The following is a 24,490-nucleotide window of genomic DNA, read 5'->3' as shown; positions in this document are numbered from 1 at the left end:
CGTCAGGGCTTCCATGCGCCGCCTATTGCCAGAACAGGCTTTCCTGCTCGCCCTTTTCACCTATGTCCAGCATGGCTGCAGCAAGTTCGGCGAGCGTGGATGGCAGGGCTTGCTGCTGTAGTTGTTCGAGCAGGCCGCGGTCGCGCTCGGTGAGCGGGCGGCGGTGGGAAAGCCGGCGCAGGTCGGCGGCATCCATGCGCCACGGCGCCCATTTCTGGCCGGCCTTTTCCCACAGGGCACCGGCCTGCACGGCGATGGCGATACCGTCCGGATCGGGGTCGCAGGCGATGGCGGCGGGTGCGGGGGCGAGGCGCAGCAGATGGGCGACGGCGTCGCGCCACCAACTGGGCGGGTAGCCGGGCAGCCATAGCACGGCTTCGTCCGGGGTTCGGGCTGCGGCGGCCTTTTCGAAGGCGCTGTGGTTTTCCACCAGGCGCCAGCAGGAAGGCGAGTTGCCGATAGTGGCGATGGCCTGCACGGCCTGGAGCGGCAGGCCGACAAAGCCGGGCAGGGCGGCCAGTGCCAGCGTGCCGGTGGCGCTTTCCAGGCTGAGGTTTGCGGCGATGAGCAGCAGGGGCGAGTGGGCAGCGATGCCGAATGCGGCCAGGTCGACGTTGTCGGTCAGCCAGCGCCATTCGGCGTCGGTGATCTTTTTGGTGTCGGTACGGGCGAAGAAGGCGAAATCCCGCCGGGTGGCCTGCCCGCTGTGGTGTCCGGCGTCGTGCCAGTTTTGCAGGGCGGCAAGCAGCTCCAGCCGGGCCAGGGCGATGCCTGGCGGGCTTTCGTCCAGCGTGCTGCGGGCGGCGTCGAGTTCTTCCAGGCCCAGCGGAGTGTTGCGCTGTTCGGCCCAGCGGAGCTGGTCGGCGTCCGGTTCAGGCTGGCCGAGGGCAGCGCGCAGCGCAGCGGGGTCGAGAAAGCGCAGGCTGTGGGCCTGCCAGCCGTGTTGCGGATCGCGCCGTTCTTCCACTTCCGCCAGGCCGTCGGCCAGCAGGCGTTCGAAGAGCTGCAGCGCGGCGTTCGCCCGTGCGGCGCTGGCGTGGGTGAGCAGGGTGGCGCAGCGGTAGTGCTTGCCGGTTTCAGCACGGCGTACCCACAGCGCCAGCACTTCGCGCCAGCTTGCGGGCCAGGCATCCAGTGCGGCGGCGGGGCTGTTGAAGGCGCAGCGCAGGCGCTTGCCGCGCAAGGTGGAGCGGGTGGGGTCGGTGAGCCAGGCGGTGGAGATGCCGTGGATGTCGGGCGGGAGCCAGGTGAGTCGGTTGTTCATTATCGCTCAGGCATCACGTTGCCAAGGGATAGCTCGGAGGATGATGGTGGGCTTGGTCCGGCTTACGAACTCCTGTTGATTGCGGACAGTTTCGCATCGATGGCTGTGCGTAGCGGATGTGGCGCAGAAATACGATCGGGTCACGGCTCACAGCGACCGTGCCTCGCGGAGAATGCGGTCCCGCAGGAAGGGACTGATGCCGTTCGGGGTGACGACATCGGCACGGCGGCCGAGTTGTTCCAGAGTGGTCATGCCCGCAACTCCATCAAATGCATGCCTGCAGCGTAATGATTCTGCGGGCATGCTGCTGCTTTGCTGCCTACACCGCCCGCTGCAGTACCCCGATCGGCGGGGCCCAGTCATCCCCCGGCTGCTTCTTGCGCGTGACCAGCGTCAGTTGCGCGGGGGCGAAGACGTTGGCGTTGTGCGTTACTGGGGTGGTGATGAGGTATTGCGCGCGGGTGGCGCGCAGGAAGGTGCCGACGCGGTCGATGTTGGCGACGTCGAGGTGGGCGAAGGGTTCGTCGATGAAGACGAAGCCGCCGGGGCGGGCTTCGTCCATCAGCAGGGCGATCAGCAGGATCAGCGATTTCATCACCTGCTGGCCGCCCGAGGCTTCGCCGTCGTTGAGACCGACGGCGCCCTTGCGGTCGAAATCGAAGCGCACTTCCAGCCCGGCCTGGGCCAGCGACAGGTCGTCATTGTCGAGGTGAGGGGTGGGGCAGTCGACGCTGAGGTTGGCGAGTTCGCCCAGCGCCTTCAGGTTCTTGGCGTACTGGCGCACGGTGGCGCGCAGCTTGGCGATGTAGGCGGCGCGGGCGTTGTCGGTGTGGTGGCGCGCGGTGGCGCAGTAGCCCTGGCGGTCGAGGTAGTCGCGTTCGCGCAGGGCGACGTCGGCGGCGAGGCGGTCGCGCACGACGAGCACGGCGGGGTCGGTGATCCAGTCGCCTTCTTCAAGGCGGCGGCGCAGGCGCTCGAGTTCGGCGCGGGCGCCGCGGGCGTCGCCGTAGCGCTCGGCGAGCTGCGCGAGTTCGCCGCTGTCGAGCCAGTGGGCCGGCATGCCGCGCCGGCGGCGGCGCAGGGCGAGGATGCGCTCGGCCTGGGTGCGGCGGCGCGGGCCGTGTTCGCCGGCGATGTCGGCCAGGCGCTGGTCGATGGCCTTGAGCTCGCGCTGGCGGCGGTCGGCTTCGATCTGGATGCCGCTGAGTTTTTCGTTCAGCGCGTCCAGTGTGCCGCGCATGTCGGCGCGCTCGGCGATGGCGGCGGTCAGTGCCTTTTTCGCCTGCGGCAGCTCGGCTTCGGCGGCGGCGTAGCGTCCGGCGTTGGCGGCCAGCAGTTGCGCCGATTGCAGGCCGAGCATGCGCTGGCGCAGGGCGGTGACGCGCTCGGTGGCTTCATCCAGCTTGGGCCGCAGGGCGTGCAACTGCTTGTCGAGCGCGGTGATTTCGTCCTGCAGCGCAGCGATGCGCGACTGGCGGGCGAGTTCGCCGAAGTGGAATTCCTGCGGCCGGCCCAGGTGGCGGGCGCCGCGGCGTTCGCGGTGGTAGCCGTCGCGGGTGATCCATTCCTGCTCGCGCGGCAGGTCGCGCGCGGCGTCGGCGTTTTCGACGCGGCGGATGCGGTTGAGCAGGTCGGCCAGCCAGCGCGGCACCGGGGCGTCGAATTCCACCACTTCGGCCAGGCTCATCGGTCGCGGCGGCGCTGCGGTTTCGCGCTCGGGCACGATGAAGTGGCGGAAGCGCTCGCGCTCGCCCAGCGCCCAGGCGGCGTGGCGGTCGGCTTCGCGTTCGAGCAGGATCAGGTGGCGGTAGGGGCGCAGGATGGCTTCGAGCGCGGCCTGCCAGACGGGGTCGGTCACTTCGACCACTTCGGCCAGGCTGCGGTGGGCGATGCCTTCGGCGCTGAGGCGGACGCGGAAGCGGGAGACGTCGGCGTCGCCCGGCGGGCTGTTGCGGTTGCGCTCGGCGCGCAGGGTTTCGGTCTTGTCCTCGAAGGCGGCGACGAGTTCGCGTTCCTTCGCGCGCAGGCGGGCACGGGCGGTATCGGCTTCCTCGTGCTCCTGTTCCAGCGCGACGGCGTCGGCGCCGTGTTCGCTGGCGAGCTGGGCGCGCAGGGTGTCGCGTTCGGCGAGCAGCTTTTCCAGGTCGCGCACGCGGTCGTGGGCGGCGAGGTAGGCCTGTTCGGTGGCGGCGTCGCCGTCCTTCAGGCGCGCGCGTTCGGCCTTGCCGGCGTCCTGTTCGGTGCGCACGGCGTCGAGCCGCAGGCGGGCGTCGCGCTGCTCGGCCAGCTTGTCGGCGCGTTCGCTGCCGACGCGGCGCAGCGCCCCGCGCTCGGCGGCGGTGTCGCGCGCGAGTTCGGCCACTTCCAGGCGCGGCACGATCTCGGCCTGCAGGGCCTGGGCTTCGTCGGCGAGTTGCTTCCATTCCAGGAAGCGGTTGGCTTCGGCCTTCTTTTCCTCGGCCTGGGTCTTCAGGCGGTCGAGGTCGATGCCGAGTTCGTCGAGCTCGCGCTCGGCGGATTTCTGCTCCTCGCGCGCGGCCTGGTAGTTGTCCAGCACCTCCTTGTCGCCGAACACGTCGAACACCAGCTCCAGCAGCGCCTTGGGCGAGTATTCGCACAGCTTGTCGGTGTCGCCCTGTTCCAGCGCCAGCACCTTGGTGATCGCCGGCGTCAGGCCGCCCCAGGCGAGTCGGTGCTGGTAGTCGCGCAGGCCGATCCAGTCGTTGCTGGCTTCCAGCGCCTCGATGTCCTGGTTGCCGTCGACGATGGTGTAGTCGCGTATCCAGTCGCCGCCAGCCTTGCGGATGCGGCAGGCGAGCGTGACTTCGTCCGACAGGCAGGGGAAGAAAGGCCGCTTGCCGCTGCTGCCCGGCAGGTTGGCGACGATGGCGCGTATCCACGCGAAGCTGCGGTCGGCGCGGCGCACGTAGCGGCGGAAGTCGCGCTTGCCCGAGCAGCGCAGCGCGAACAGCGTGCGCAGGGCGTCGAGCAATGTGGTCTTGCCCGAGCCGTTGGGGCCGACGATGGTGATGATCTGGGCGTCCAGCGGCAGCGAGAAGCGGCGCCAGAAGTCCCAATGGACGAGTTCCAGGGTCTTGATGTGAAACATCGGGTATTCGGCCGAAAGGGTTTGCGGCCCGGCAGCGGATGGCGCGGGCAGGATGCGAGGCGGGGAGTGTAGCGGTGGCCCCAGCCGGCGGCAAATGCCCCGGCCATGCCGGAAGCCGCGCCAGCATGGTGCGGGACGGGAAATGAGCTGCATCAATGCCGTGCATGGCCGGCCCCGCGACACTGGGCGTTCGTGCATCGCTCCACAGAGGCAGACCCGATGAACTTTCCCGAATTCTTCCACCGTGTGCCGCGCATCCGCGTGCATGATCCCCTGGCCGACTTCCTCGGCGCCGCCGAGGGCGGCGTGCTCGAGTACGGCTACGAGGATGCCGTGAAGCTGGCCGGGCATTCCTGCCCGACCGTGGCTTCGGCCTACGTGCTGGCCTGCCGCGCGATGGGCTTGCTCTACCCGGATGCCTTGCCCGAGCGCGGCGGCGTTCGCGTCGATTTCGCCGAACCGCTGGAGCAGGGCGTGACCGGCGTCATTGCCAGCGTGCTGACGCTGATCACCGGCGCCACGCAACAGGGCGGCTTCAAGGGCATTGCCGGGCGTTTCGTGCGCCGCGGCCTGCAGCGTTTCGAGGCCGAACTGCCGCTCGCACTGCGGCTGACGCGCATCGATACCGGCGCCTTCGTCGATGCGGCGTCGGATCTGTCGCTGGTGCCGGCGGCGGCCGAGATGTCGGCGCTGATGGGGCGCTGCCTGCATGGCGAGGCGGACGACGAGGAGCGCCGCCGTTTCGGCCAGTTGTGGCAGCAGCGGGTGGAACGCATTTTGCTGGATTGCTGGGATGACGATGCGGTGTTCCAATTCCGCGCCTCTCCGACAACTGGATAAGAGAAACGGATATCCGACCCATGTACGCACACATCCTGCAGCACGTCGCTTTCGAGGGGCCGGGCAGCATCGGCCCCTGGCTGGAAAACGCCGGCTACGACATTGGCTACACCCGCTTCCACGAGAATGCGCTGCTGCCTGAACCGGAGTCGGTTGATCTGCTGGTCGTCATGGGTGGGCCGATGAGCGTCAACGACGAGGCCGAGCTGCCGTGGCTGGCGGCGGAAAAGCGTTTCATCGGTGAAGTCATCCGCCTCGGCAGGCCGGTGCTGGGTGTGTGCCTGGGCGCCCAACTGATTACCTGCGCGCTGGGCGGGCGCGTGTCCGCCAACCGGGAGCGCGAGATCGGCTGGTTTCCGGTCGAGGCGGTGGCGCACGACGATCCGGCGCTGTTCCGCTTTCCGCCGTCGATGGATGCATTTCACTGGCATGGCGAAACCTTCACGCTGCCCTCCGGCGCGGTCCGCCTGGCGCGCAGCGCGGCCTGCGACAACCAGGCTTTCCAGTTCGGCAAGGCGGTGATCGGGCTGCAGTTCCACCTGGAAACCACGCCCGAGTCGGCGCAGCAGATCGTCGAGCACTGCCGCGATGAGCTGCAGCCCGCGCCCCATGTGCAGTCCGAAGTCGGGATCCTGGCCGCGGACGATGGCAGATACGCCGCGATCAACGGCTTGATGGCCGAGGTGCTGGCTTTTTTGCACGCCGCCGGCGGCCTTCGTGCGCGAACGCGCGCTGCTCGACGAACGCAGTGAACTGCGGGTGGTCGAGCACAAGGGCGGGCGGCGAGGCATCGAAATCGGCGCACAGTGTTGGAACGCCGAGATGACGCCAGGCCAAGCGCTTCGACGATGCCGCCATCGCGGAGTTTTCCGGATTGAGTGAAGACGAAGTGCGCCGGCTGCGCAGCCAAGCTTGAGACACTGCCACACGACAAACCGCTGGGTCTGCATCGCGCAACCCGGCGGTTTGTCTTTGTGTGCCTTCACTGCATAGATCGTTTGAGATGGGTAGAAACTGCCTGTTTTTTTACGAACAACTATTGCAACTGCGCTATCTGGCACGTCGGACAAAAGTTCCCGCTGCTGGCAGGATCGGGGCCGTCTAGCGTGGTAACCGAGCGCATACGGCGGGTTTCTACCTGCCCTTCGCGGACTCGGTTTCCCCGGGTTTCGCGTCGCTCGACGTGGGCTGAAGGCGCCTGCCCCGGCCTGAGCCGAGGAATCTTTCTCCTTTCCGGGACGGGGTCGGGCGGGCAGTTACCAGCGGTAGGACATCGAGCCTATGATGCGCCGCTCTTCGCCGTAGAAGCAGTTGTATGTGCACGTCGTGTAATTCTTGTCGAACACGTTGTTCGCGTTCACGGCGAAGCGCCACGGGCCGTAAGAATAGCTCGCCATCACGTCGACCAGCGTGTAGCTCGCCACGGTCAGGTCATTGCGGAACAGCGCCGGGGTGGCACCGATGTAGCGCACGCCCGCGCCGACACGCAGTTCGGGCAGGCCAAGGCTGCCGAAGTCATGGTCGACCCACAGGGAGGCTGCATGCTTGGGCACGCCGCCGTTGCGCTGGCCGGCGAGCTCGGGGGTCCAGGGGCTGGTCTTGGTGGTTTCGGCACTAGTGTAGGTGTAGTTGGCGATGACCCGCGTGTTGCGCGTGACCGCCGCGCGCGCCTCGAGCTCGAGGCCGCGCGCCCGCACTTCGCCGATCTGGGCGTAGGCCGTCCTGTCGAGCGGGTCGGGGACGGTGATGTTGCTGCGGGTCAACTGGTAGAGGGCTGCCGAAAGCAGGGTGTCGCTGCCCTTGGGCTGCCAGCGCACGCCGACCTCGAACTGCTCGCCTTCGGTAGGATTGAAGGAGTTGCCCAGCCTGTCCTTGCCGGCCTCGGGCTGGTAGGACTCGCTCCAACTGGCAAAGGGCGCCACGCCATTGTCGAACAGGTACACCACGCCAACGCGGCCGGTGTCGGCCGAAACGTTTTCACGGGTCGCCGGCGTGACGCCGTCCTGCGGGGTCGAGCGGGTGCGGAAGCGCTCGTGGCGCAGGCCGCCGAGCAGCACCAGGCGGTCATTGATCTTGACCTGGTCCTGGAGATACATGCCCAGGCTCTCCTGCCGGGTGTCGTCGTAGTAGTAGTTGCGGCGGGCCGAGGCGCGGTTGACCGTGAGATCGTAGGCGGGATGGAAATAGCTCTGCGATGCGCCGCCCGTCACGTCGTAGTTGAAGAAGTCGGTGCCCCATTTCGAATTGCTCGTGTCCACGCCGGCGAGCAGCGTGTGCGCGGCCGGCCCGGTATCGAACTTCGCCTCCAGGTAGGTGCTGGTGGTGAGCCGGCGCGAAGCGTCGTCACGGCTCAGGGCGAAGTTGCGCTGTCCGCTGGACTGGTCTGCGGACAGGCCGGTGGGGCCACCGTCGTACATGGCGGTCTTGGTCTTCGTGTAGCTGGCCACGTGCCTGAGCTTGAGCATGGCATTGAAGGCATGCTCGAAGTCGTAGCCCACCGACCGGCTGGTGCTGTCATAGCGGTTCCAGCCCGGGATGCCAGGGAAATAGCTGCGCGCGATTCTGCCATTGGGGTTCGGCAACACGGTGCCCTCGGCGGGCAGACCGTTGACGTAAGTGGTTTCGCGGTTCAGGTATTCCGCCCGGATCGTGAACGAAGTGGCGGCCGAAGGCTGCCAGCGCAGCGCGCCGACAAAGAAGTCGCGGTTGTCGGGCACGTGGTCGATGAATGTGTCGCTCTTGCGCTTGATGAAGGTGGCGCGGTAAGACCAGGGCGAAGGCTCGGTGTCGCTGCTGCCGATTTGTCCACCGAAGTCGCCTGACACCTGCTTGCGATCGAAAGAGCCATACTCGACATTGAGCTCGCGCAGGGGCGCAGGAGTGGGCCGCTTGGTCACGAGGTTGACGATGCCGCCCGGCGCCGTGGCGCCGTAGAGCAGCGAGGCGGCCCCCTTGAGCACTTCGACGCGTTCCAGGCCATAGGGCTCCTGCTGGCCGTCGTAGAAATTGACGGTCAGCGGCATGCCGTCGCGGTAGATGCTGCCGGCGGCGGCTTCGAAGCCGCGGATGATGAAGCCGTCGCCCGTGCGATCGGCCGCCTCTGTGCGGGGGATCACGCCCGCCGTGTAGTTCAGCGCCTCGGAGAGGTCGCGCGTATTGCGGGTTTCCATTTCTTCGGCGCCGATGACGGTCACCGATTGCGGGGTTTCCAGGATGGGCGTGTCGGTCTTGGTACCTGTCGCGCTGCGTTTGGCGGCATAACCGGAAACGGGCCCAAAGGCGTTCTCGCCAGCGTTGTGATAGGTCACCGTGACGGCGGGCAGCGTGGCCGTGCGCGCTGTGGCTTCGACGATCAGGGTGTCGCCTTCGATGCGGGCCTGCAGGCCCGTGCCGGCCAGCAGTTGGACGAGGGCGGCCTGCAGGTCGGGGGCGTTGTGGATGCTGCGGGCTTGCCGGCCGGCGACGAGGGCGGGGTTGGTGACCAGTTGCAGGCCGGCGGCGCGGGCGAGTTGGCCCAGGGCCAGGTCGAGGGCCTGGGCGGGCTGGTCGAAGGGGGCGGCGGAGGCGTGGCTGCCGAGGGCGAGCAGGACGGCGGCCAGCAGGGGCTTGCGTCGTTTCATGATGGAACGGTTCCCGTGACGGTTGAAGGAAAAAAGGGCTTCAGCCGGTAGAACGCTTGGGGAGGAGCCAGCCATCAAATTTTTTACACGGGCTCGGCGGATGCTTCAGCGGCAATGCTGTCCGGATTGTGCTGGGGAGAAAGGGGGCTGCCGAGTCTGATCGGGCCGTATCGGTTTCAGCGGCCGGTGATGAGCAGGGCGCCGTCGCCGGTGGTGGCGATCTGGATGGGCAGGCTGCGGGCGAGCCGATGCAGCCAGGCTTCGCCGTCGGCGATGCGCACGCGGCCGAGCACGGGCAGACCGGCGGCGGCGGGGCTGACGTGGATGGGTTGCGGGCGGTAGCGGGCGAGGCGCTCGGCGACGAGGCCGAGAGGGATATGGTGGAAGTCGAGCCAACCGTCGCGCCAGGGGGCGACGGCGGGGGCGCCGTGTGCGGCGCCGAGGGACTCGGTGGCGCCGATGAAGCCGGCCCCGGCCTGCACGCTGGCGCGCTGGTCGGCGCCGAGTTCGCGCGTTTCGCCGTTGGCGGCCTGGATGCGCACGCGCCCGGATTCGACGTCCACGCGCACGCGTTGGTCTTCGATGTCCACGGCGAAGCGCGTGCCGAGCACGGTGAGGCGCATGCCGAGGGCGTCCACGGTAAAGGGGCGGCCGTCCGTGGCGATGCTGAAATAGGCGCCGCCCTGGTGCAGCGTGGCGCTGCGGCGGGTGGGGTAGTAGGCGACGTCGAGGCCGCTGGCAGCGTCGAGCAGCAGGGTGCTGCCGTCCGGCAGGGCTTGGCCGTGGAACTGGCCGGCGGCGGTGGCGAGGCGGTACTGGTCGGTGGGCATCCAGTGGCGCCAGGCCTGCCACAGCGCGGGCAGGGCGAGGGCGCCGCCGGCGACGCCGAGCAGGCGGCTGAGGTTCTGGCGGCGGCCTTTGCGCGGTGGGGCTTCTTCGCCGCGCCAGGCGTGCAGGGCGCGTTCGATGCGGTCCATGGCGTGCCGGATTTCGCGTTCCACGGTCGGGATGGAGATGCCGTGGCGTTCGGCCAGTTCCTTCTGGCTGAGCGCTTCCATGCGATGGGCGAGGAAGATGTCGCGGGTGCGCCGGGGCAGGGCGTCGAGGCAGCGGCCGACCACGTCGAGGGCTTCGGCATGCAAGTGGCGGCGGTCGACGTCCAAGGCGGGGTCGCTGGCCTGGGCGGCGGCTTCGTCGTTGCTGACGAAGCGTTCATGGGTGCGCTGCTGGCGGCGCTGGTGGTTCACCGCGAGGTTGGCCGCGGTGGCAAAGATGTAGGCGCGGTAGTTGTCCGAATTCCGTTGCGTATCGTTGCCCAGGGGGTCGCCGGCCTTGCTGGCGAGGGCGAGCCAGGCGTCGTGTGCGAGGTCACGCGCGGTGTTCTTGCAGCCGGTGCGTCGGGCAAGGAAGCGGATCAGGGCATGGTAATGGGCTTGATAGTGCGGCAGCAGCGGATGGTCCGGGGACGAGGACATTTGAGGGCGATATGGAGAAATCGATAGTATATATAGTATTGATTCCTATTTCGTATTTGGCTGGGCGCCGGGGCTGTGCGGGTTTGCGCGGGCCGTCAGGTGGGGTCTTTCGCGTCGTCCTCGCCGATGTCGGCCAGGATTTCGGCGTTTTCGAAGGCGTTGGCTTCCGGCATGGGGTGGCCGGCACGGGCGATGACCTCGCCCAGCGTGCCGTGGATGATGCGGTCGGCCATCACGCGGTAGTCGAGCGCGACGTCGAGCAGCGGCCCTTCGCCGATGACGCCGGCGCGGCGTTCGATGAAGCCCAGGCGGGCGAGCTTGCCGAGCGCGATCGCCATGCGCGTCTTGCCGCCGAGGCGGGGGCCGAAGTCGGCCAGCAGCGAGCTTTCGGCCAGGTTGCCGGAGACGCTGTCGCCGTGGGCGACCGGCTTGTCGCCGCCGAACATGTCGGCCTGGCCGTCGTCGGTGCGTTCTCGCCGCGTGACCTGGCGTTCGCGCTTGGGCAGCACGATCAGCGACCAGATCACCACCAGCAGCGCGATTTCGTCGCGCGTCAGGCCCAGGTTGCTGGCCGCGTATTCTCGATTGGCGCCGAATACCGGCTCGCCCATGTCGGCCTGCAGCGCGACGCCGACGTGGGCGGCGTACGGGTTGTCGAGCAGTTGCAGGCCGACGTCGGCCAGGCGGCGGTCGAGTTCGACGCGAAAGCTCTCGTCGACCAGCGCGCGCCGCACCATGCGGTCGCTGCGCGGTAGCCAGCGCTGCGCCAGCAGGCGTGCGGTGAGCGTCTTCAGTTCGTGTTCCATGGGCGCATCGTTCAGGAGTTGACCGGTGGGGCAGGCGCACGCGGCGGGCGCGGGGCACGGGGAATGACCTCGCCGGTGTTGATGGCGGCGATTTCATCCTCGCCGACCGCGGCCAGCTCATCGCCGAAACGCACGTCGAGCGGCAGGCGCATGAAGGCGCCGACCGGCCCTTCGACCGGGCTGGCATCCTCGCCGTCGGCCAGCAGGGCGAGCAGCGACAGGCGGTAGCTGGCCGGCGCGAAACCGCCGCCGGCGACGACGTGGTGCAGCGGCCGCGCGCCCGGCAGGGCTTCGAGGCGATGGGTGAAGTGCTCCAGCATCGCCAGGTCCTCGGTTTCGGGCGCGATGCCGACCGGGGCGGTGTCGGGCGGCGGCAGGCTGGCGTCGGCCTCGTCACGCGCCCGGTCGCTGCCGAGCGCGCTTTCGGCGCGGTCCAGCAGCTCGTGTCCGCCGGCCAGCAGCGGCAGCTCGGGCACGGCGGCGAGGCAGCCTCCGGCAAGGCTCGCCAGCGTGGCACCGTCCAGCCGGCGCAGCCAGGCGGCGACGTCGGACGACGAGATGCCCGAGCCGCCCAGCGTCACGCGCTGCGCTTCGATCTTGTTCAGCGCGCGCTGGAAGGAGGCGTCGGCGCGTGCCAGCCGCGACTGCGCCAGACCGATGCGTTGGGCGACGCGGGCGATGTCGAAATCGGCATCGGGGTCGGCGAGCAGCTTGTTGAGGATGTCGGTGCCGCGCTCGATCCAGCGGCCGTTGGCCGACAGCCGGCGGCGGGCGTCGAGGATGCGGAATTCGGAGCCGGAGGCGATCGCTTCCTCGAAGTGCCAGGTGAGGTCGGTGAGCTTGGACAGCAGGTGGCCGAGCGATTCGGCCGTGACCCCGCCCACCGCCTGCAGGCCGGCGAGCTGGGCGGTGAGAAAACCCAGCTCGGCGTCTTCCTCGTCGCCGAAGCGCAGCAGCATGGCCAGCGCGGCGACGGCGTTGCGGCCGATGTCCGACAGCGCGTACTGGCCGTCCTCGCCGATGGCGAGCAGGGCATTGTCGCGCAGGCGCTTGAGCACCGTTTCGAGCTTGACCGGGTCGAGATAGGCGAAGCGTGCGCGCAGCACGTCGGGCGACCAGCGCGGCACCTCGGCTTCGTGGCCGATCTCGCGCAGCACCAGCAGGCGCATCAGCACTTCGGCTTCGGTGCCGCGGAACAGCGTGATGAAGGCGTCGAGCAGTGGCCGCGCCGCCGCCAGCGCCGCCAGTTCGGGCACTTCGTCGGCGTCGACGCCGGGCGCGAGGAAGTCGGACAGATTGAGAGACGGATTCAAGGTGGTCGGTTGATCAAGGCTCGTTGATCGCGGCCAAGGCCGCGACGATGATCAGACGCCCTGCTTCAGGCTCGCGGCGATGAAGTTGTCCAGGTCGCCGTCCAGCACCGCCTGGGTGTTGCCCACTTCGTAGTTGGTGCGCAGGTCCTTGATGCGCGACTGGTCGAGCACGTAGCTGCGAATCTGGTGGCCCCAGCCGATGTCGCTCTTGCTGTCTTCCAGCTTCTGCTGTTCGGACTGGCGCTTGCGCAGCTCTGCCTCGTACAGGCGCGCCTTCAGCATGGACATGGCCTCGGCCTTGTTCTTGTGCTGCGAGCGGTCGTTCTGGCACTGCACGACGATGCCGGTCGGTTCGTGCGTGATGCGCACCGCCGAGTCGGTCTTGTTGATGTGCTGGCCGCCGGCGCCGGAGGCGCGATAGGTGTCGATGCGCAGGTCGGCGGGGTTGATCTCGATGTCGATCGAATCGTCGACTTCCGGATACACGAACACCGAGGTGAAGCTGGTGTGGCGGCGCGCGTTGGAGTCGAACGGGCTCTTGCGCACCAAGCGGTGGATGCCGGTCTCGGTGCGCAGGTAGCCGTAGGCGTATTCGCCGCTGACCTTGATCGTGCAGTTCTTGATGCCCGCGACTTCGCCTTCGGTCTCTTCCATCAGCTCGGTGCTGAAACCGTGCTTTTCGCCGTAGCGCAGGTACATGCGTTCGAGCATGCCGGCCCAGTCCTGCGCCTCGGTGCCGCCGGCGCCGGCCTGGATTTCGATGAAGCAGTTGTTCGGGTCCATCGGGTTGCTGAACATGCGGCGGAATTCGAGCTTCCCGACCTCCGCCTCCAGCCCTTCGAGGTCGGCCTCGACGGCTTCGAAAGTGTCGTCGTCGTCTTCGGCTTCGGCGAGGTCGTACAAGTCCTTCAGGTCGCGCGACTGCGAATCGATCTGCTGCAGCGTCAGCACCACGTCCTCGAGCAGGCGCTTTTCCTTGCCCAGCGCCTGCGCGCGTTCGGCGTCGTTCCAGACCGCCGGGTCTTCCAGTGCGCGGTTAACTTCTTCGAGCTTCGATGCTTTCACATCGTAGTCAAAGATACCTCCGTAGTTCGCGGCCCCGCGCGGCGAGGTCGGCGAGTTTCTCGGCAATGGCGTTCTGGCGTTCGGCTTCCATGCAAGGCTCCGGCGGAAATCTGGAAAACCGCGAATTATACCGGCAGCCGGCGCCCATCCGCTGAAGGATTGCGCGACGGGGGCGGCGGTACCGGCTCATGCATCCCGACCGTGTCTTATTTACTGGTTCGGCGCCGTGTGGACAGGGAAAATCGGCGCCTTCGCAAAAGCGGAGCTTTCCGCCGCGGCCTGTCCACACGCATCGAGCCCTCATGTATCAGAACAAGAACGTCGTCCTCCTGGGCCTGGTTGCTACGGTCGTGGTATTGAATCTCTTCGTCTGCGGCATGCTGGCCCATGCGCTCGGCAACTCGAAGGCGCGCAAGGAGGCGGAGGTCCGCACCACGGTCGAGAATCTGTCGTTGCTGCTCGACCAGAGCATCACTTCTTCGGTCAGGGAGATCGATCTCGCGCTGCAGCTGATCGGCGAGCAACTGGAGCGCGAACTGCGCTCGGGGGCCGGATTCGCGGATGCCGACACGATGGCGCTGATCGCGTTGCAGCAGAGCTGGCTGGCCGAGATCGCCGAGCTTCGCGTCACGGACGAAAACGGGATGGCCGTGCTCGGCCTGGGCAGCGCGCCGCGCGAATGCGCCAGCTGCGCGGGCCTGGATTTCTTCGAGGCGCATCGCGCGGGCACGGACAGCGGGCTGATCGCCAGCAAGCTGGTACGGGGTGAGACCCCCGGCACCTGGGTGATGATCTTCTCGCGGCGCTACGAACGGCCCGACGGCACGTTTGCCGGCGTGGTCACGGCGGTGGTGCCGACGAGCCATTTCGAGCGCCTGCTGTCCGGCCTCAAGCTCGGCCCGAACGGCGTCGCGCTGATGCGCGACCTGGACATGACGATGGTTGCCCGCTTCCCGCCGTCGGCCGCCGTGGCGGCGCAGACCGGCAGCCGGGGCGGCTCGCTGGAACTGAGCGACATCATCGCCTCCGGCGCCGGGGCGCAGTCCTTCTACAGCGCCAGGACGGCGGATGGCGTCAATCGCATCAACGCCTTCCGCCGCCTGTCCCTGGCGCCCGCGTTCGTCGTCGTCGGCTGGGGCGAGGACGACTACCTCGCGCCGTGGTGGGACGAGGTGCGCAAGGCGGGTGTGCAGGCGCTGATCTTCCTGCTCGTCACCACGCTTGCCGCGTGGCAGCTCTGGCGCCTGGTCGGCGCCAGCGAGCGCGCCAACCAGCGCAGCCGCATCCTGCTGCAGAACGCGAGCGACGGCATCCACATCACCGATCTGCAGGGCGACGTGATCGAGGCCAGCGATGCGTTCTGCCGCATGCTGGGCTATCCGCGCAGCGAGATCATCGGCATGAACGTCTCCAACTGGGACGCCCGCCTGACCGCCCGAGAGGCGCTCGCCGCGATCGCGCGGGTCCATGAGCAGGGCGAGGTCTGTACGCTGGAGACGCTGCACCGGCGGGCGGACGGGGAAACGTTTCCGGTGGAAGTCACGTCCTTTCCGCTGGACCTCGATGGCCGGCCGGTCGTGTTCCATTCGGCACGGGACATCACCGCGCGCAAGATGTCCGAGGACGCGGTGAAGAAGCTCGCGTTCTTCGACCCCCTGACCAGCCTGCCCAACCGCCGCCTGCTGATCGAGCGCCTCGAGGTCGCGCTGCGGTCGTGCGCCTACCACAAGGGCAGGGGCGCGCTGCTGTTCATCGACCTCGACAACTTCAAGGCCGTCAATGACACCATCGGCCACCATGAAGGCGACCGCCTGCTGCAGGAGGTCGCCGAGATCCTGCTGCTGTGCGTGCGCAAGGACGACAGCGTCGCCCGCCTGGGGGGCGACGAGTTCGTGGTGATGCTGGAAGGCCTGAACGGCAACTGCGCCGAGGCCGTGCGCGAGGCCGACATGGTCGCTAACAAGGTGCTGCGCGCGCTGTGCAGGCCCTTCCACCTCGGCAGCACCGAATACCGCGGCTCGGCGAGCATCGGCGTGACCCTGTTCGGCGACGATCCGCAGGAGAGCATCGAGGAGCCGCTGAGGCGCGCCGACCTGGCCATGTACCAGGCCAAGATGGCGGGCCGCAACGCGGTCCGCTTCTTCAACCCGCAGATGCAGGCCGAGGTTAGCCGCCGCGCCGAAATGGACGCTGGGCTGTGGCTGGCGCTCGAACGGGAACAGTTCGTGCTGCACTATCAGCCGCAGGTCCTGGCCGACGGGCGCGTCGTCGCCGTCGAGGCGCTGGTGCGCTGGCAGCACCCCGAGCGCGGCATCGTGCCGCCCACCGAATTCATCGCGCTGGCCGAGGAAAACGGGCTCATCGTGCCGCTCGGCCGATGGGTGCTGGAGGCCGCCTGCATGCAGCTCGCGCGCTGGGCGTCGGACCCGTCCCGGGCGGACATCGCGATCGCGGTCAATGTCAGCGCGCGCCAGTTCCGCCACGAGCGTTTCGTGGACGAACTGGCCGATATCCTGGAACGCACCGGCGCGCCGCCGTCGCGGCTCGAAATCGAACTCACCGAAAGCTCGCTGCTGGCCGACGTGGAAAGCGTGATCGCGAGGATGGACGCATTGAAGGAAAGAGGCGTGCGTTTCTCGCTCGACGACTTCGGCACCGGCTACTCGTCGCTCGCCTATCTGAAGCGCCTGCCGCTCGACCAGTTGAAGATCGACAAGGGCTTCGTCAGGGACATCCTCGTCGACCCCAACGACGCGGCGATCGCCAAGATGGTGATCGTGCTCGCCGAAAGCCTGGGGCTGCAGGTGCTGGCCGAGGGGGTGGAGACGGACGCGCAGCGCGTGTTCCTCGCGGGGCAGGGCTGCGACGCCTACCAGGGCTACCTGTTCAGCCGCCCGCTGCCGCTGGAGGCGCTGGAGGCCTATCTCGGGATGCGGCGGTTGCGGGGGCCCAGGCGCCTCCGTGCTGCTAGCATTCGCGGATGACGCTCTACCAGGATCTCGCCGACAGGACGGAAAAGCTGATCGCCGACGGCGTGCTGCGCCCTGGCGACCGCCTGCCGTCGGTCAGGCAGGCGTGCAAGCGCCATGAAGTCAGCCCGGTCACCGTCACGCAGGCCTACCATCTGCTCGAAAGCCGCGGCCTGATCGAGGCGCGGCCGAAATCCGGCTACTTCGTGCGTGCCCGTCTCGGCCACAGACTGCCCGAGCCGGGCATGTCGCGTCCGGTGGAGGGCTCGACCGCGTTGCAGGTGAGCGACTTCATCTTCCAGATCCTCGACAGCGTGCGCGATCCCGCGATCGTGCCGCTCGGCTCCAGCTTTCCCGGCCCCGAGCTCTATCCGCTGGGCAAGCTCGGGCGCTTCCTCGCCGGGGCGGCACGCAGGACGACACCGTTGTCCACCCTCACCGGCCTGCCGCCGGGCAATGACGAGCTGCGGCGGCAGATCGCCCTGCGCTACCTGGCGCAGGGCGCTGTGGTGCCGCCGCAAGAGATCGTCGTCACATCCGGCGCGCTGGAGGGCATCAACCTGTGCCTGCAGGCGCTGACCCGGCCCGGCGACCTGATCGCGGTGGAGTCGCCCACCTTCTATGCCGGGCTGCAGGCCAGCGAGCGGCTGGGGCTCAAGGTGGTGGAGATCCCGAGCCACCCGCGCGAAGGCGTCAGCCTGGGCGCGCTGGCCGAAGCCTTGAGCCGGCATCCGGTCAAGGCCTGCCTGTTCATGCTGAACTTCGCCAATCCGACCGGCAGCCGCGTGTCGGATGAGAACAAGCGCGCCTTGCTCGAACTGCTGCGCCGCCACCAGGTGCCGCTGATCGAGGACGACGTCTACGCCGAACTGCACTTCGGGCGCGAGGCGCCGCTCGCTACCAAGGCACTGGATGCCGATGGCCTGGTGCTGCACGTGTCGTCGTTCTCGAAATGCCTCGCGCCGGGCTACCGTGTGGGCTGGGTGGCGGCCGGGCGTCATGCCAAGGAAATCCAGCGCCAGAAGCTGTCGACCAGCCTGGCAACGGCCATCCCGCTGCAGATCGCGCTGGCCGACTACATGAAGCATGGCGGCTTCGACAGCCACCTGCGCCAGTTGCGCTGCCAACTGGCACGGCAGGAGGCGACGCTGGTCGCTGGCATCGAGCGCCACTTTCCGGCCGGCATTCGTCTCGCGCGTCCCGAGGGCGGTTATTTTCTGTGGCTGGAACTGCCGGCACGGGTCGATGCGTTGCGCCTGCACCAGGATGCACTGGCACAGGGCATCAGCATCGCCCCCGGGCCGATCTTTTCGGCGAAGCGGGAATTCCGCCACTACCTGCGCCTGAACTTCGGCCACCCGGCCACGTCCCGCCAGGACGATGCTCTGGCCGCGCTCGGCAGCCTCATCGCGCGGCACGGCGCGGCATCGGGTTAGGGCGGCGCCGGCCATGGGCGGCGGCAAGTCCGGTACATCTGTGCCTATTGTAAATCGTACTGTCTGAATCTGTCCCTGTATGGCCCCGGGTGATGTACTGCTGGCTTCGCCAGAACCGGAGACCACCGATGAGCAAGGCCGTCAGCAAGGTACGCGAAGCCAAGCTTGAGCTGTATCGTAAGAAAGGCACGATCCACGCCAAGGCCGTCGGCGGACGCTTCAACACCGCGCGCTGGGCCATGGTGTGGCTGACGCAGATCGTCTTCTACGGCGCCTGTTGGCTGCCCTGGGCGACGGAGGACGGCATCCGGCAGGCCATCCTGTTCGACATCGTCCATGAAAAGCTCTACCTGTTCGGCCTGGTGCTGTGGCCGCAGGACGCGCTGCTGCTCGCCTTCGCGCTGATCCTGGCGGCCACCGCGCTGTTTTTCGTCACCGCCATGGCCGGCCGCCTGTTCTGCGGCTTCGCCTGTCCGCAGACCGTGTATACCTCGATCTTCGTCTGGATCGAGGCCAGGATCGAAGGCGACCATCTCGCCCGCCTGAAGCTCGACCAGAGCTCGATGTCGGCGCGCAAGCTGGCGATCAAGTCCGCCAAGCACGGTGCCTGGGCGCTGGTGGCGGGGTGGACCGCGATCACCTTCGTCGGCTACTTCAGCCCCATCCGCGAGCTGCTGCCCGCAGTCGCGGCCTTGCAGACCGGCCCCTGGGAGTCGTTCTGGCTGATCTTCTATGCCGTCTTCACCTACGTGCAGGCCGGGCTGGCGCGCGAGGCGGTATGCCAGCACATGTGTCCGTATTCGCGCTTCCAGGGCGTGATGATCGATGCCGCGACCGCCAACGTGAGCTACGACCGCCGCCGCGGCGAGCCGCGTGGCGCGCGGCGGCGGGCGGACGCGGGCGACTGCATCGATTGCGGAATCTGCGTGCAGGTCTGTCCCACCGGCATCGACATCCGCGACGGCCTGCAATACCAGTGCATCAACTGCGGCCTGTGCGTGGACGGTTGCGACGAAGTCATGGACAAGCTCGGCGCACCGCGCGGCCTGATCCGTTTCGCCTCCGACAATACCCTGGCCGGCGCTCCGGAGGGCACAGGGCCGGGCCTGCGGCCGCGCGTGCTGGTGTATGCCAGCCTGCTGCTGTTGTTCTCGGCGCTCAGTGTGTGGACGCTGAGCCAGCGCGCCACGCTGCGCGTCGACGTGCTCCGCGACCGCGGCGCGCTGTCGCGGGAGACAGCCGAGGGCCGCATCGAAAACGACTACACGCTGAAGCTGATCAACATGGAAGAAGCCGCGCGCCGCTTCCGGGTCGACGTCCACGGCCTGCCGGGGCTGAGGATCGAAGGCGACGCGGAATTCACCATCGGGCCGGGCAGCATCCAGACCGTCCCGGTCGTCGTGTCGTCTCCGGCCGAGGCGGCGCCCGCGGGCGCGAGGCCGATCGAATTCCATACCGCGGCGGTGCATGGCGCGGGCGCAGCGATCAGCGAGAAGAGCAGTTTCATCCTGCCCTGACGGCCTGCCCCCGGCGCGCGCGCCGCTTTTACATGACACACTGTCCGGCCGTACACCCAAGGCATCGGCGAGGCGAGATTGAACAGCAGCGAAACAGGACTTTCCGACACCGCCAAGGGCTTGCTGGCCGCGCTCGTCGTCGTCATCTGCTGGTCGGGATTCAACATCGTCTCCCGCTTCGGCAGCACCGCGGTCTTTACCCCCTTCGACCTCGCGGCGCTGCGCTACGGGGTCTCGGGGGCGCTGACGCTGCCGTTCTTTCTCCGGCTCGTGCCGCCGCGTGACTGGCCGCGCCATGCGGTGCTGGCCCTGTTCGGCGGGCTGGGCTACGGCATCCTGGTCTATTCGGGCTTCGCCTTCGCGCCGAGCGCGCATGCGGGCGTGTTCGTGAATGGCGGCATCCCGTTCTGGACCGTGGTCATCGTCGCTGTCCTCGCGCGCTTCCGCGTCGCGCGCCAGACGGTGCTGGCCCTGATCCTGTCGACCGCCGGCCTGGTGCTGATCGGCTTTCAGAGCCTGCTCGCGCCCGCGGCCGCGGACGAGTGGATCGGCGATGCACTGTTTCTCGCCGCCGCGCTGTGCTGGGCCATCTTCGGGCTGCTGATGCGCCGCTGGCAGATCCGCCCGCAACTGGGCATCCTCGGCATCGCCAGCTTTTCGCTGGTGGTCTACATGCCGGTGTATCTCCTCTGGCTGCCGGGCAACATCGCGCAGGCGGGCTGGGGCGACATCGGCCTGCAGGCCGTTTACCAGGGCATCATCGCCGCCTTGCTCGCGGCCGGCATGTACAGCTACGCGAACCAGAAGATCGGTGCCTGCCAGGCGTCGATGATGCTTGCCCTCGTTCCCGCCTTCTCGGCCATCGGCGGTTTTCTCATTCTCGGCGAAGCCCTGGGCGGCCTGACCGCGGTGGGCATCCTGGTGGTGTCGCTGGGGGCCGCGCTGGGCGCCCTGCCGGCTGGGGCGCTGGCGCGCTGGCGCCTCTTCGGCGGCGGACGCTCCGGCTAGCCGGGCAGGGCGCGCGGGCGCGGCAGGCCTGCCGCGCGCCGATGCGGCTGCTCCCCATCTCCCCGCTTTGGTGTAGCCTTCGCCCTTTTTCGCCCATCGGGCGCCGGACCGGAGATGACGCAGGGCTTGCCGAGTACGCGTTTCAACAGTGCCGCGCTGGTGCGCGCACTGGCCGGGCTGGCCGTGGCGGACGCCGGGGAGCCGAAGCAATCCTTTGCCGAGCGCCTGGGCGCGTGGCTGGACTTCAAGGATGCGCTGGCGCTCTATTCGGCGCTGAATTCGAGTGCGGCGGCGCCCGCGGCGGATGTGCGTGCCGGGGCGTCCGCGGCGGCGGCCCTGCGTTCGGAATGGCTGCGCACCCGGGGCCGCCTGGCGGAGCGCATCGCCACCGCAGAGGGGGGCACGCGCGACGCGGAGCAGGATGGCCCGAGTCCGGCCCTGGCGTGGCCTGCGGCGCTGGCGGAAGCCGCCGCGGATGCGCTCGCCGACCCGGCTGCGCCGGACTTTTTGCCGCTGCACCGCTACTACCTGGCGCAGCAGCGCAGCCTGGCGGCGGGCATCGCGCCGCTGCGCGCGCGAACGCGCGCAGCAATGGCGGGGCAGTCTGCCGCCCTGAAGCAGCTCGCCGCCCTGGATGCGGTGATGGAGCAAGCCCTGTCGGCGCGCGAAGCCAGTCTGCTGGCCCAGGTGCCGGTGCTGCTGGGCCAGCGCTTCGGCCGCCTGTCCGGGGCGCACGGCGGCGAGGCGGGCGGTGCTCGAGAGCCGGGCCATGGCCCCGGGCAATGGATGCAGGCGGACGGCTGGCCGGCGCGCTTCTGCACGGAGATGCAGCATGTGCTGCTGGCCGAGCTGGACCTGCGGCTGATGCCAGTGGCTGGGCTGGTGGCGGCGCTGGAAACGGAATCGACGGAACGGGAATGAACAGAAGCATGAGCGTGGCGGCCTTCCTGCTGGGGATGGCCGTGGTGGTGTGGGTGGGTGCGGGCTATATCGGACGCAGCCCGCTGGCCTTGGGCATGACGGCGCTGATCGGCCTGGTCTACCTGGCGGGGGCGCTGGAGCTGCTGCGCTTCGAGCGCGCCACGTCGGCGCTGCGGCGTGCGCTGGATGCGCTTGCGGGGACGGATGCCGGGGAGGCCGGCGGCGCCGGCTTCGGCCACTGGCTCGATGGCCTGCCCGCCCCGCTGCGCAACCCGGTGCGCCTGCGCGTGGAGGGCGAGCGCGTCGGCTTGCCCGGCCCCGTGCTGACGCCCTACCTGGTGGGCATGCTGGTGCTGCTGGGCATGCTGGGCACCTTCCTGGGCATGGTGATGACGCTCGACGGCGCGGTGATCGCGCTCGAGACCACCACCGACCTGCAGGCCATCCGTTCGTCGCTGGCGGCGCCGGTGAAGGGCCTGGGCGTGGCCTTCGGGACCTCGGTGGCGGGGGTGGCGGCGTCGGCGATGCTGGGGCTGATGTCGGCATTGTGCCGCCGCGAGCGCTTGCTGGCCTCGCAGTCGCTGGACAGCCGCATCGCGGGGGCGCTGCGCGGCGCGTCCCTCGCGCACCAGCGCCACGAGGCTTTCGAGGCGGTGAAGGAGCAGGCCCGAGCCTTGCCCGTGCTGGTCGAGACGATGCAGGCGATGATGGCGCAGATGGAACGCCAGGGCAGGGAATTGCACGAGCGCCTGGCGGCCGAGCAGCGCAGTTTCTACGATGATGCGCGCGGTGCCTACCTGACGCTGGCCGAGGCCGTGGATGCGTCCTTGAAGAACAGCCTGACGGAGAGCGCGCGCCTGGCCGGGCAGACGATACAGCCGGTGGTGGCCGACACCATGGCCGGCATCGCGCGCGAGACGGCCGCGCTGCAGCAGCGCGTGGCCGACGGCGTGCAGGCACAGCTCGACGGCGTGTCGCAGCGCCTTGACGCGGCCACCGTCACGGTGGCGGACACCTGGACAGCGGCGCTCGCCCGGCACGAAGCCGGCAGCCAGGATCTGGGTCGCAGGCTGGATGCGTCGTTCGCCGCCTGGAGCGAGGGCTTCGAACGGCGCGCCACGGCCCTGCTGGCCTCGGTGGGCGAGGCCCATGCCGGCCTGCGCACCGATCTCGCCGCCACGACTGCCGGCATCGCGCAGCGGACCACCGAACTGCATGCCAGCACGGCCGCCACGGTGGAGGCGCGGCTCGACGGTCTGGCTGCGCGCTTCGACGCCGCAGCGAGCAGGGTGGCCGGCGCCTGGTCGGCGGCGCTCGCCAGCCACGAAGGCAGCAACAAGGCCGTGACCGCGGACGTGCAGCGCGCGCTGCAGGCCTTTGCCGACACCTTTGCGCAGCGTTCCGCCGCGCTGGTGGACCACGTCGGTGCGCGGCTGTCCGCGCTGCAGGCCGATCTGGCCGCCCAGGATGCGGCCCGGCAGGCCGCGCAGGGGCAGGCGCTGGAGGCGATGGCCGGCGCCTTGCGCGACGAATGGCGGCAGGCGGGCGAGCAGGCATGCGCCCGGCAGCAGGACGTCATCGCCCGCCTGGACGAGACCGCGCGCGGCTTGTCCGCCGCCACGCACGAACAGGCGCGCAGCACCATCGAGCAGGTCAGCGGCCTGATGCGGACCGCCGCCGAGGCGCCGCGCGCCGCGGCCGAGGTGATCGGCCAACTGCGGCAGGAAGTGTCCGCCAGCATCGCGCGCGACAATGCCTCGCTCGCCGAGCGCAGCCGCATCATGGAAACCCTGGGCGGCCTGCTGGGCGCGATCAACCATGCGTCCACCGAACAGCGCCAGGCGATCGATGCGCTGGTGGCTTCGTCCACGTCCGCGCTGCAGCACGCCAGTGATGGTTTCGCCCGGCGCATCGAGGCCGAATCCACCCGGCTCGATGCAAGCGCCGGCCAGCTCGCGGGCGGCGCGGTGGAGGTGGCCAGCCTGGCGGAGGCTTTCGGGTTGGCAGTGCAGCTCTTCAGTGAATCGAACGACAAGCTGATGGCGAGCCTGCAGCGCATCGAGGGCGCACTGGAAAAATCCATGGCCCGCAGTGACGAGCAACTGGCCTACTACGTGGCGCAGGCGCGCGAGATCATCGACCTGAGCCTGATGTCGCAGCAGCGCATGGTCGAGGGCCTGCAACGCTTGCCCGTGCCGCCGGCCGCGACCGGCGAGGTGTGACGATGGAGGAGATCCACGGCGGCATCGAGGATTCCGCGCCGGCCTGGGGCGTGTTCGGCGATCTGATGTCGGGGCTGCTGGGTGCTTTCGTGCTGATCCTGGTCGGCGTGCTGGGCGTGCAGCTCCAGCTCGCCTCCACGCTGGAGGCCGAGGTGCACAAGCGCCGCATGGAAGAACAGCGCCGCGAGGCGCTGGAAAAGGCCCTGGCGGTGCCGCTGGCGAGTGGGCGGGTGACGTTCGACGACGGCCGCATCGGCATCAGCGGCAGCGTGTTGTTCGCGCTCAATTCTGCCGAACTGCAGGTCGAGGGCCGCCAGCTGCTGCAGAGCCTCGCGCCGCCGCTGGCCGCCTACCTCGGCACGCGCGAGGAGATGCTGATGGTCAGCGGCTTCACCGACGACCGCCCGGTGCTCGACGGCAACCGCCGCTTCGCCGACAACTGGGACTTGTCGGCACAGCGCGCGCTGACGGTGACGCGGGCGCTGATCGAGGAAGGCCTGCCGTCGTCGTCGATCTTCGCCGCGGCCTTCGGCCCCGAGCAGCCGGTGGCGTCCAACGACGACGCCGAGGGCCGTTCGCGCAACCGGCGGGTGGAAATGGCGCCGGTGCCCAAGGCCGCGCAGAAGCCGGCGGACAAGGCGCCGGAACGGCTGGCCGACCGATGACTGGAGCCCCGCCTGATGAGGCGCCGCGCGGCGCCGGGCCGGATGACGGCATCCCGGCCCTGATCGAGGCGCTGCGCGCGCGCGGCGCCGCGGGTTTCGACGCCGTGGGGTTCCGCGTCATCGAGGCGATGTGGCGGCGCGGCGGACACCTGCAGGGTACGGCGCGCACGGCGCTGCGGCGCAAGCTGGCACGCCGGCTCGCGGCGTTCCGGGAGCGCTTCGAGCGCGCGGGCGGCAGCGCGGACATCGGCCGCCCGGCG

17 protein-coding genes are annotated in these 24,490 nt (G+C 69.0%); 10 read left to right on the top strand and 7 right to left on the bottom strand.

The window, feature by feature from the left end; genetic code table 11:
- Positions 1-22 precede the first annotated feature (22 nt).
- Entirely contained in the window at positions 23-1,264 is a 1,242-nt protein-coding gene (locus C666_RS19355) for a DUF2399 domain-containing protein (RefSeq protein WP_004339133.1), read from the bottom strand.
- 319 nt (positions 1,265-1,583) lie between these two features.
- The gene (locus tag C666_RS11935) at positions 1,584-4,373 is read right to left on the bottom strand and encodes an AAA family ATPase (RefSeq protein WP_004339129.1); all 2,790 of its coding nucleotides are present in this window, start codon (positions 4,371-4,373) and stop codon (positions 1,584-1,586) included.
- A 219-nt stretch (positions 4,374-4,592) separates the two neighbouring features.
- Between C666_RS11935 and C666_RS11930 the strand changes: the two genes are divergently transcribed.
- Positions 4,593-5,213, top strand: a complete 621-nt coding sequence (locus tag C666_RS11930) for a hypothetical protein (RefSeq protein ID WP_004339126.1) — start codon at positions 4,593-4,595, stop codon at positions 5,211-5,213.
- Between the two features lie 20 nt (positions 5,214-5,233).
- Positions 5,234-5,965: a type 1 glutamine amidotransferase gene (locus C666_RS11925; protein ID WP_004339124.1), complete on the top strand. Its 732-nt coding sequence runs from the start codon at positions 5,234-5,236 to the stop codon at positions 5,963-5,965.
- Positions 5,966-6,469: 504 nt separating this feature from the next.
- On the opposite strand, the gene C666_RS11920 is transcribed toward C666_RS11925, so the two are convergent.
- The 5 genes from C666_RS11920 to prfB all read right to left on the bottom strand — a co-directional run bounded on the left by C666_RS11920 (position 6,470) and on the right by prfB (position 13,583).
- Positions 6,470-8,833: a TonB-dependent siderophore receptor gene (locus C666_RS11920; RefSeq protein WP_004339123.1), complete on the bottom strand. Its 2,364-nt coding sequence runs from the start codon at positions 8,831-8,833 to the stop codon at positions 6,470-6,472.
- Positions 8,834-9,009: 176 nt separating this feature from the next.
- Complete coding sequence (locus C666_RS11915; RefSeq protein WP_004339121.1) at positions 9,010-10,308, bottom strand: sigma-70 family RNA polymerase sigma factor; 1,299 nt, start codon at positions 10,306-10,308, stop codon at positions 9,010-9,012.
- Between the two features lie 95 nt (positions 10,309-10,403).
- Entirely contained in the window at positions 10,404-11,114 is a 711-nt protein-coding gene (locus C666_RS11910; protein WP_004339118.1) for a hypothetical protein, read from the bottom strand.
- Between the two features lie 11 nt (positions 11,115-11,125).
- Positions 11,126-12,427 (bottom strand): hypothetical protein, encoded by a 1,302-nt coding sequence (locus C666_RS11905; RefSeq protein WP_004339115.1) that lies wholly within the window; start codon positions 12,425-12,427, stop codon positions 11,126-11,128.
- Between the two features lie 51 nt (positions 12,428-12,478).
- Positions 12,479-13,583 (bottom strand): peptide chain release factor 2 gene (gene prfB / locus C666_RS11900; protein WP_154666154.1). Its coding sequence is split into 2 segments (ribosomal slippage): positions 12,479-13,501 and positions 13,503-13,583, totalling 1,104 coding nucleotides; the frame shifts between segments, so codons are not numbered across the junction.
- A 211-nt stretch (positions 13,584-13,794) separates the two neighbouring features.
- On the opposite strand from prfB, the gene C666_RS11895 reads away from it, so the two are divergent.
- From C666_RS11895 to C666_RS11860, 8 genes are all read left to right on the top strand, one after another.
- Positions 13,795-16,476, top strand: a complete 2,682-nt coding sequence (locus C666_RS11895; RefSeq protein WP_004339112.1) for a bifunctional diguanylate cyclase/phosphodiesterase — start codon at positions 13,795-13,797, stop codon at positions 16,474-16,476.
- On the top strand, positions 16,473-17,897 hold the full coding sequence (locus C666_RS11890) for an aminotransferase-like domain-containing protein (RefSeq protein WP_004339111.1): 1,425 nt from the start codon (positions 16,473-16,475) through the stop codon (positions 17,895-17,897). Before C666_RS11895 ends, C666_RS11890 begins: the two co-directional genes overlap by 4 nt.
- A gap of 128 nt (positions 17,898-18,025) precedes the next feature.
- Positions 18,026-19,414, top strand: a complete 1,389-nt coding sequence (gene ccoG / locus C666_RS11885) for a cytochrome c oxidase accessory protein CcoG (RefSeq protein ID WP_004339109.1) — start codon at positions 18,026-18,028, stop codon at positions 19,412-19,414.
- 78 nt (positions 19,415-19,492) lie between these two features.
- Positions 19,493-20,422, top strand: a complete 930-nt coding sequence (locus C666_RS11880; RefSeq protein WP_004339107.1) for a DMT family transporter — start codon at positions 19,493-19,495, stop codon at positions 20,420-20,422.
- A 126-nt stretch (positions 20,423-20,548) separates the two neighbouring features.
- Entirely contained in the window at positions 20,549-21,343 is a 795-nt protein-coding gene (locus C666_RS11875; RefSeq protein WP_245603897.1) for a DUF3348 family protein, read from the top strand.
- Positions 21,340-23,565 (top strand): DUF802 domain-containing protein, encoded by a 2,226-nt coding sequence (locus C666_RS11870; RefSeq protein WP_004339103.1) that lies wholly within the window; start codon positions 21,340-21,342, stop codon positions 23,563-23,565. Before C666_RS11875 ends, C666_RS11870 begins: the two co-directional genes overlap by 4 nt.
- A 2-nt stretch (positions 23,566-23,567) precedes the next feature.
- Positions 23,568-24,230, top strand: a complete 663-nt coding sequence (locus C666_RS11865) for an OmpA family protein (protein ID WP_004339102.1) — start codon at positions 23,568-23,570, stop codon at positions 24,228-24,230.
- Positions 24,227-24,490, top strand: a 264-nt coding sequence (locus C666_RS11860) for a DUF2894 domain-containing protein (RefSeq protein ID WP_004339100.1), incomplete at its 3' end; no start/stop codon positions are given. The genes C666_RS11865 and C666_RS11860, both read left to right, overlap by 4 nt.

The sequence above is a fragment of the Thauera linaloolentis 47Lol = DSM 12138 genome, from assembly GCF_000310205.1.
GTDB classification, from domain to species: Bacteria; Pseudomonadota; Gammaproteobacteria; order Burkholderiales; family Rhodocyclaceae; genus Thauera; species Thauera linaloolentis.
The sequence above is the reverse complement of the archived record's forward strand: the minus strand, read 5'-3'. Positions and strand labels throughout refer to the sequence as shown.

Coding starts and splice junctions, on each gene's coding strand:
- ccoG (WP_004339109.1), top strand. CDS start 18,026: ATGAGCAAGGCCGTCAGCAAGGTACGCGAAGCCAAGCTTGAGCTGTAT.
- C666_RS11920 (WP_004339123.1), bottom strand. CDS start 8,833: ATGAAACGACGCAAGCCCCTGCTGGCCGCCGTCCTGCTCGCCCTCGGC.
- C666_RS11930 (WP_004339126.1), top strand. CDS start 4,593: ATGAACTTTCCCGAATTCTTCCACCGTGTGCCGCGCATCCGCGTGCAT.
- C666_RS11890 (WP_004339111.1), top strand. CDS start 16,473: ATGACGCTCTACCAGGATCTCGCCGACAGGACGGAAAAGCTGATCGCC.
- C666_RS11870 (WP_004339103.1), top strand. CDS start 21,340: ATGAACAGAAGCATGAGCGTGGCGGCCTTCCTGCTGGGGATGGCCGTG.
- C666_RS11910 (WP_004339118.1), bottom strand. CDS start 11,114: ATGGAACACGAACTGAAGACGCTCACCGCACGCCTGCTGGCGCAGCGC.
- C666_RS11935 (WP_004339129.1), bottom strand. CDS start 4,373: ATGTTTCACATCAAGACCCTGGAACTCGTCCATTGGGACTTCTGGCGC.
- C666_RS11895 (WP_004339112.1), top strand. CDS start 13,795: ATGTATCAGAACAAGAACGTCGTCCTCCTGGGCCTGGTTGCTACGGTC.
- C666_RS11865 (WP_004339102.1), top strand. CDS start 23,568: ATGGAGGAGATCCACGGCGGCATCGAGGATTCCGCGCCGGCCTGGGGC.
- C666_RS19355 (WP_004339133.1), bottom strand. CDS start 1,264: ATGAACAACCGACTCACCTGGCTCCCGCCCGACATCCACGGCATCTCC.
- C666_RS11915 (WP_004339121.1), bottom strand. CDS start 10,308: ATGTCCTCGTCCCCGGACCATCCGCTGCTGCCGCACTATCAAGCCCAT.
- C666_RS11925 (WP_004339124.1), top strand. CDS start 5,234: ATGTACGCACACATCCTGCAGCACGTCGCTTTCGAGGGGCCGGGCAGC.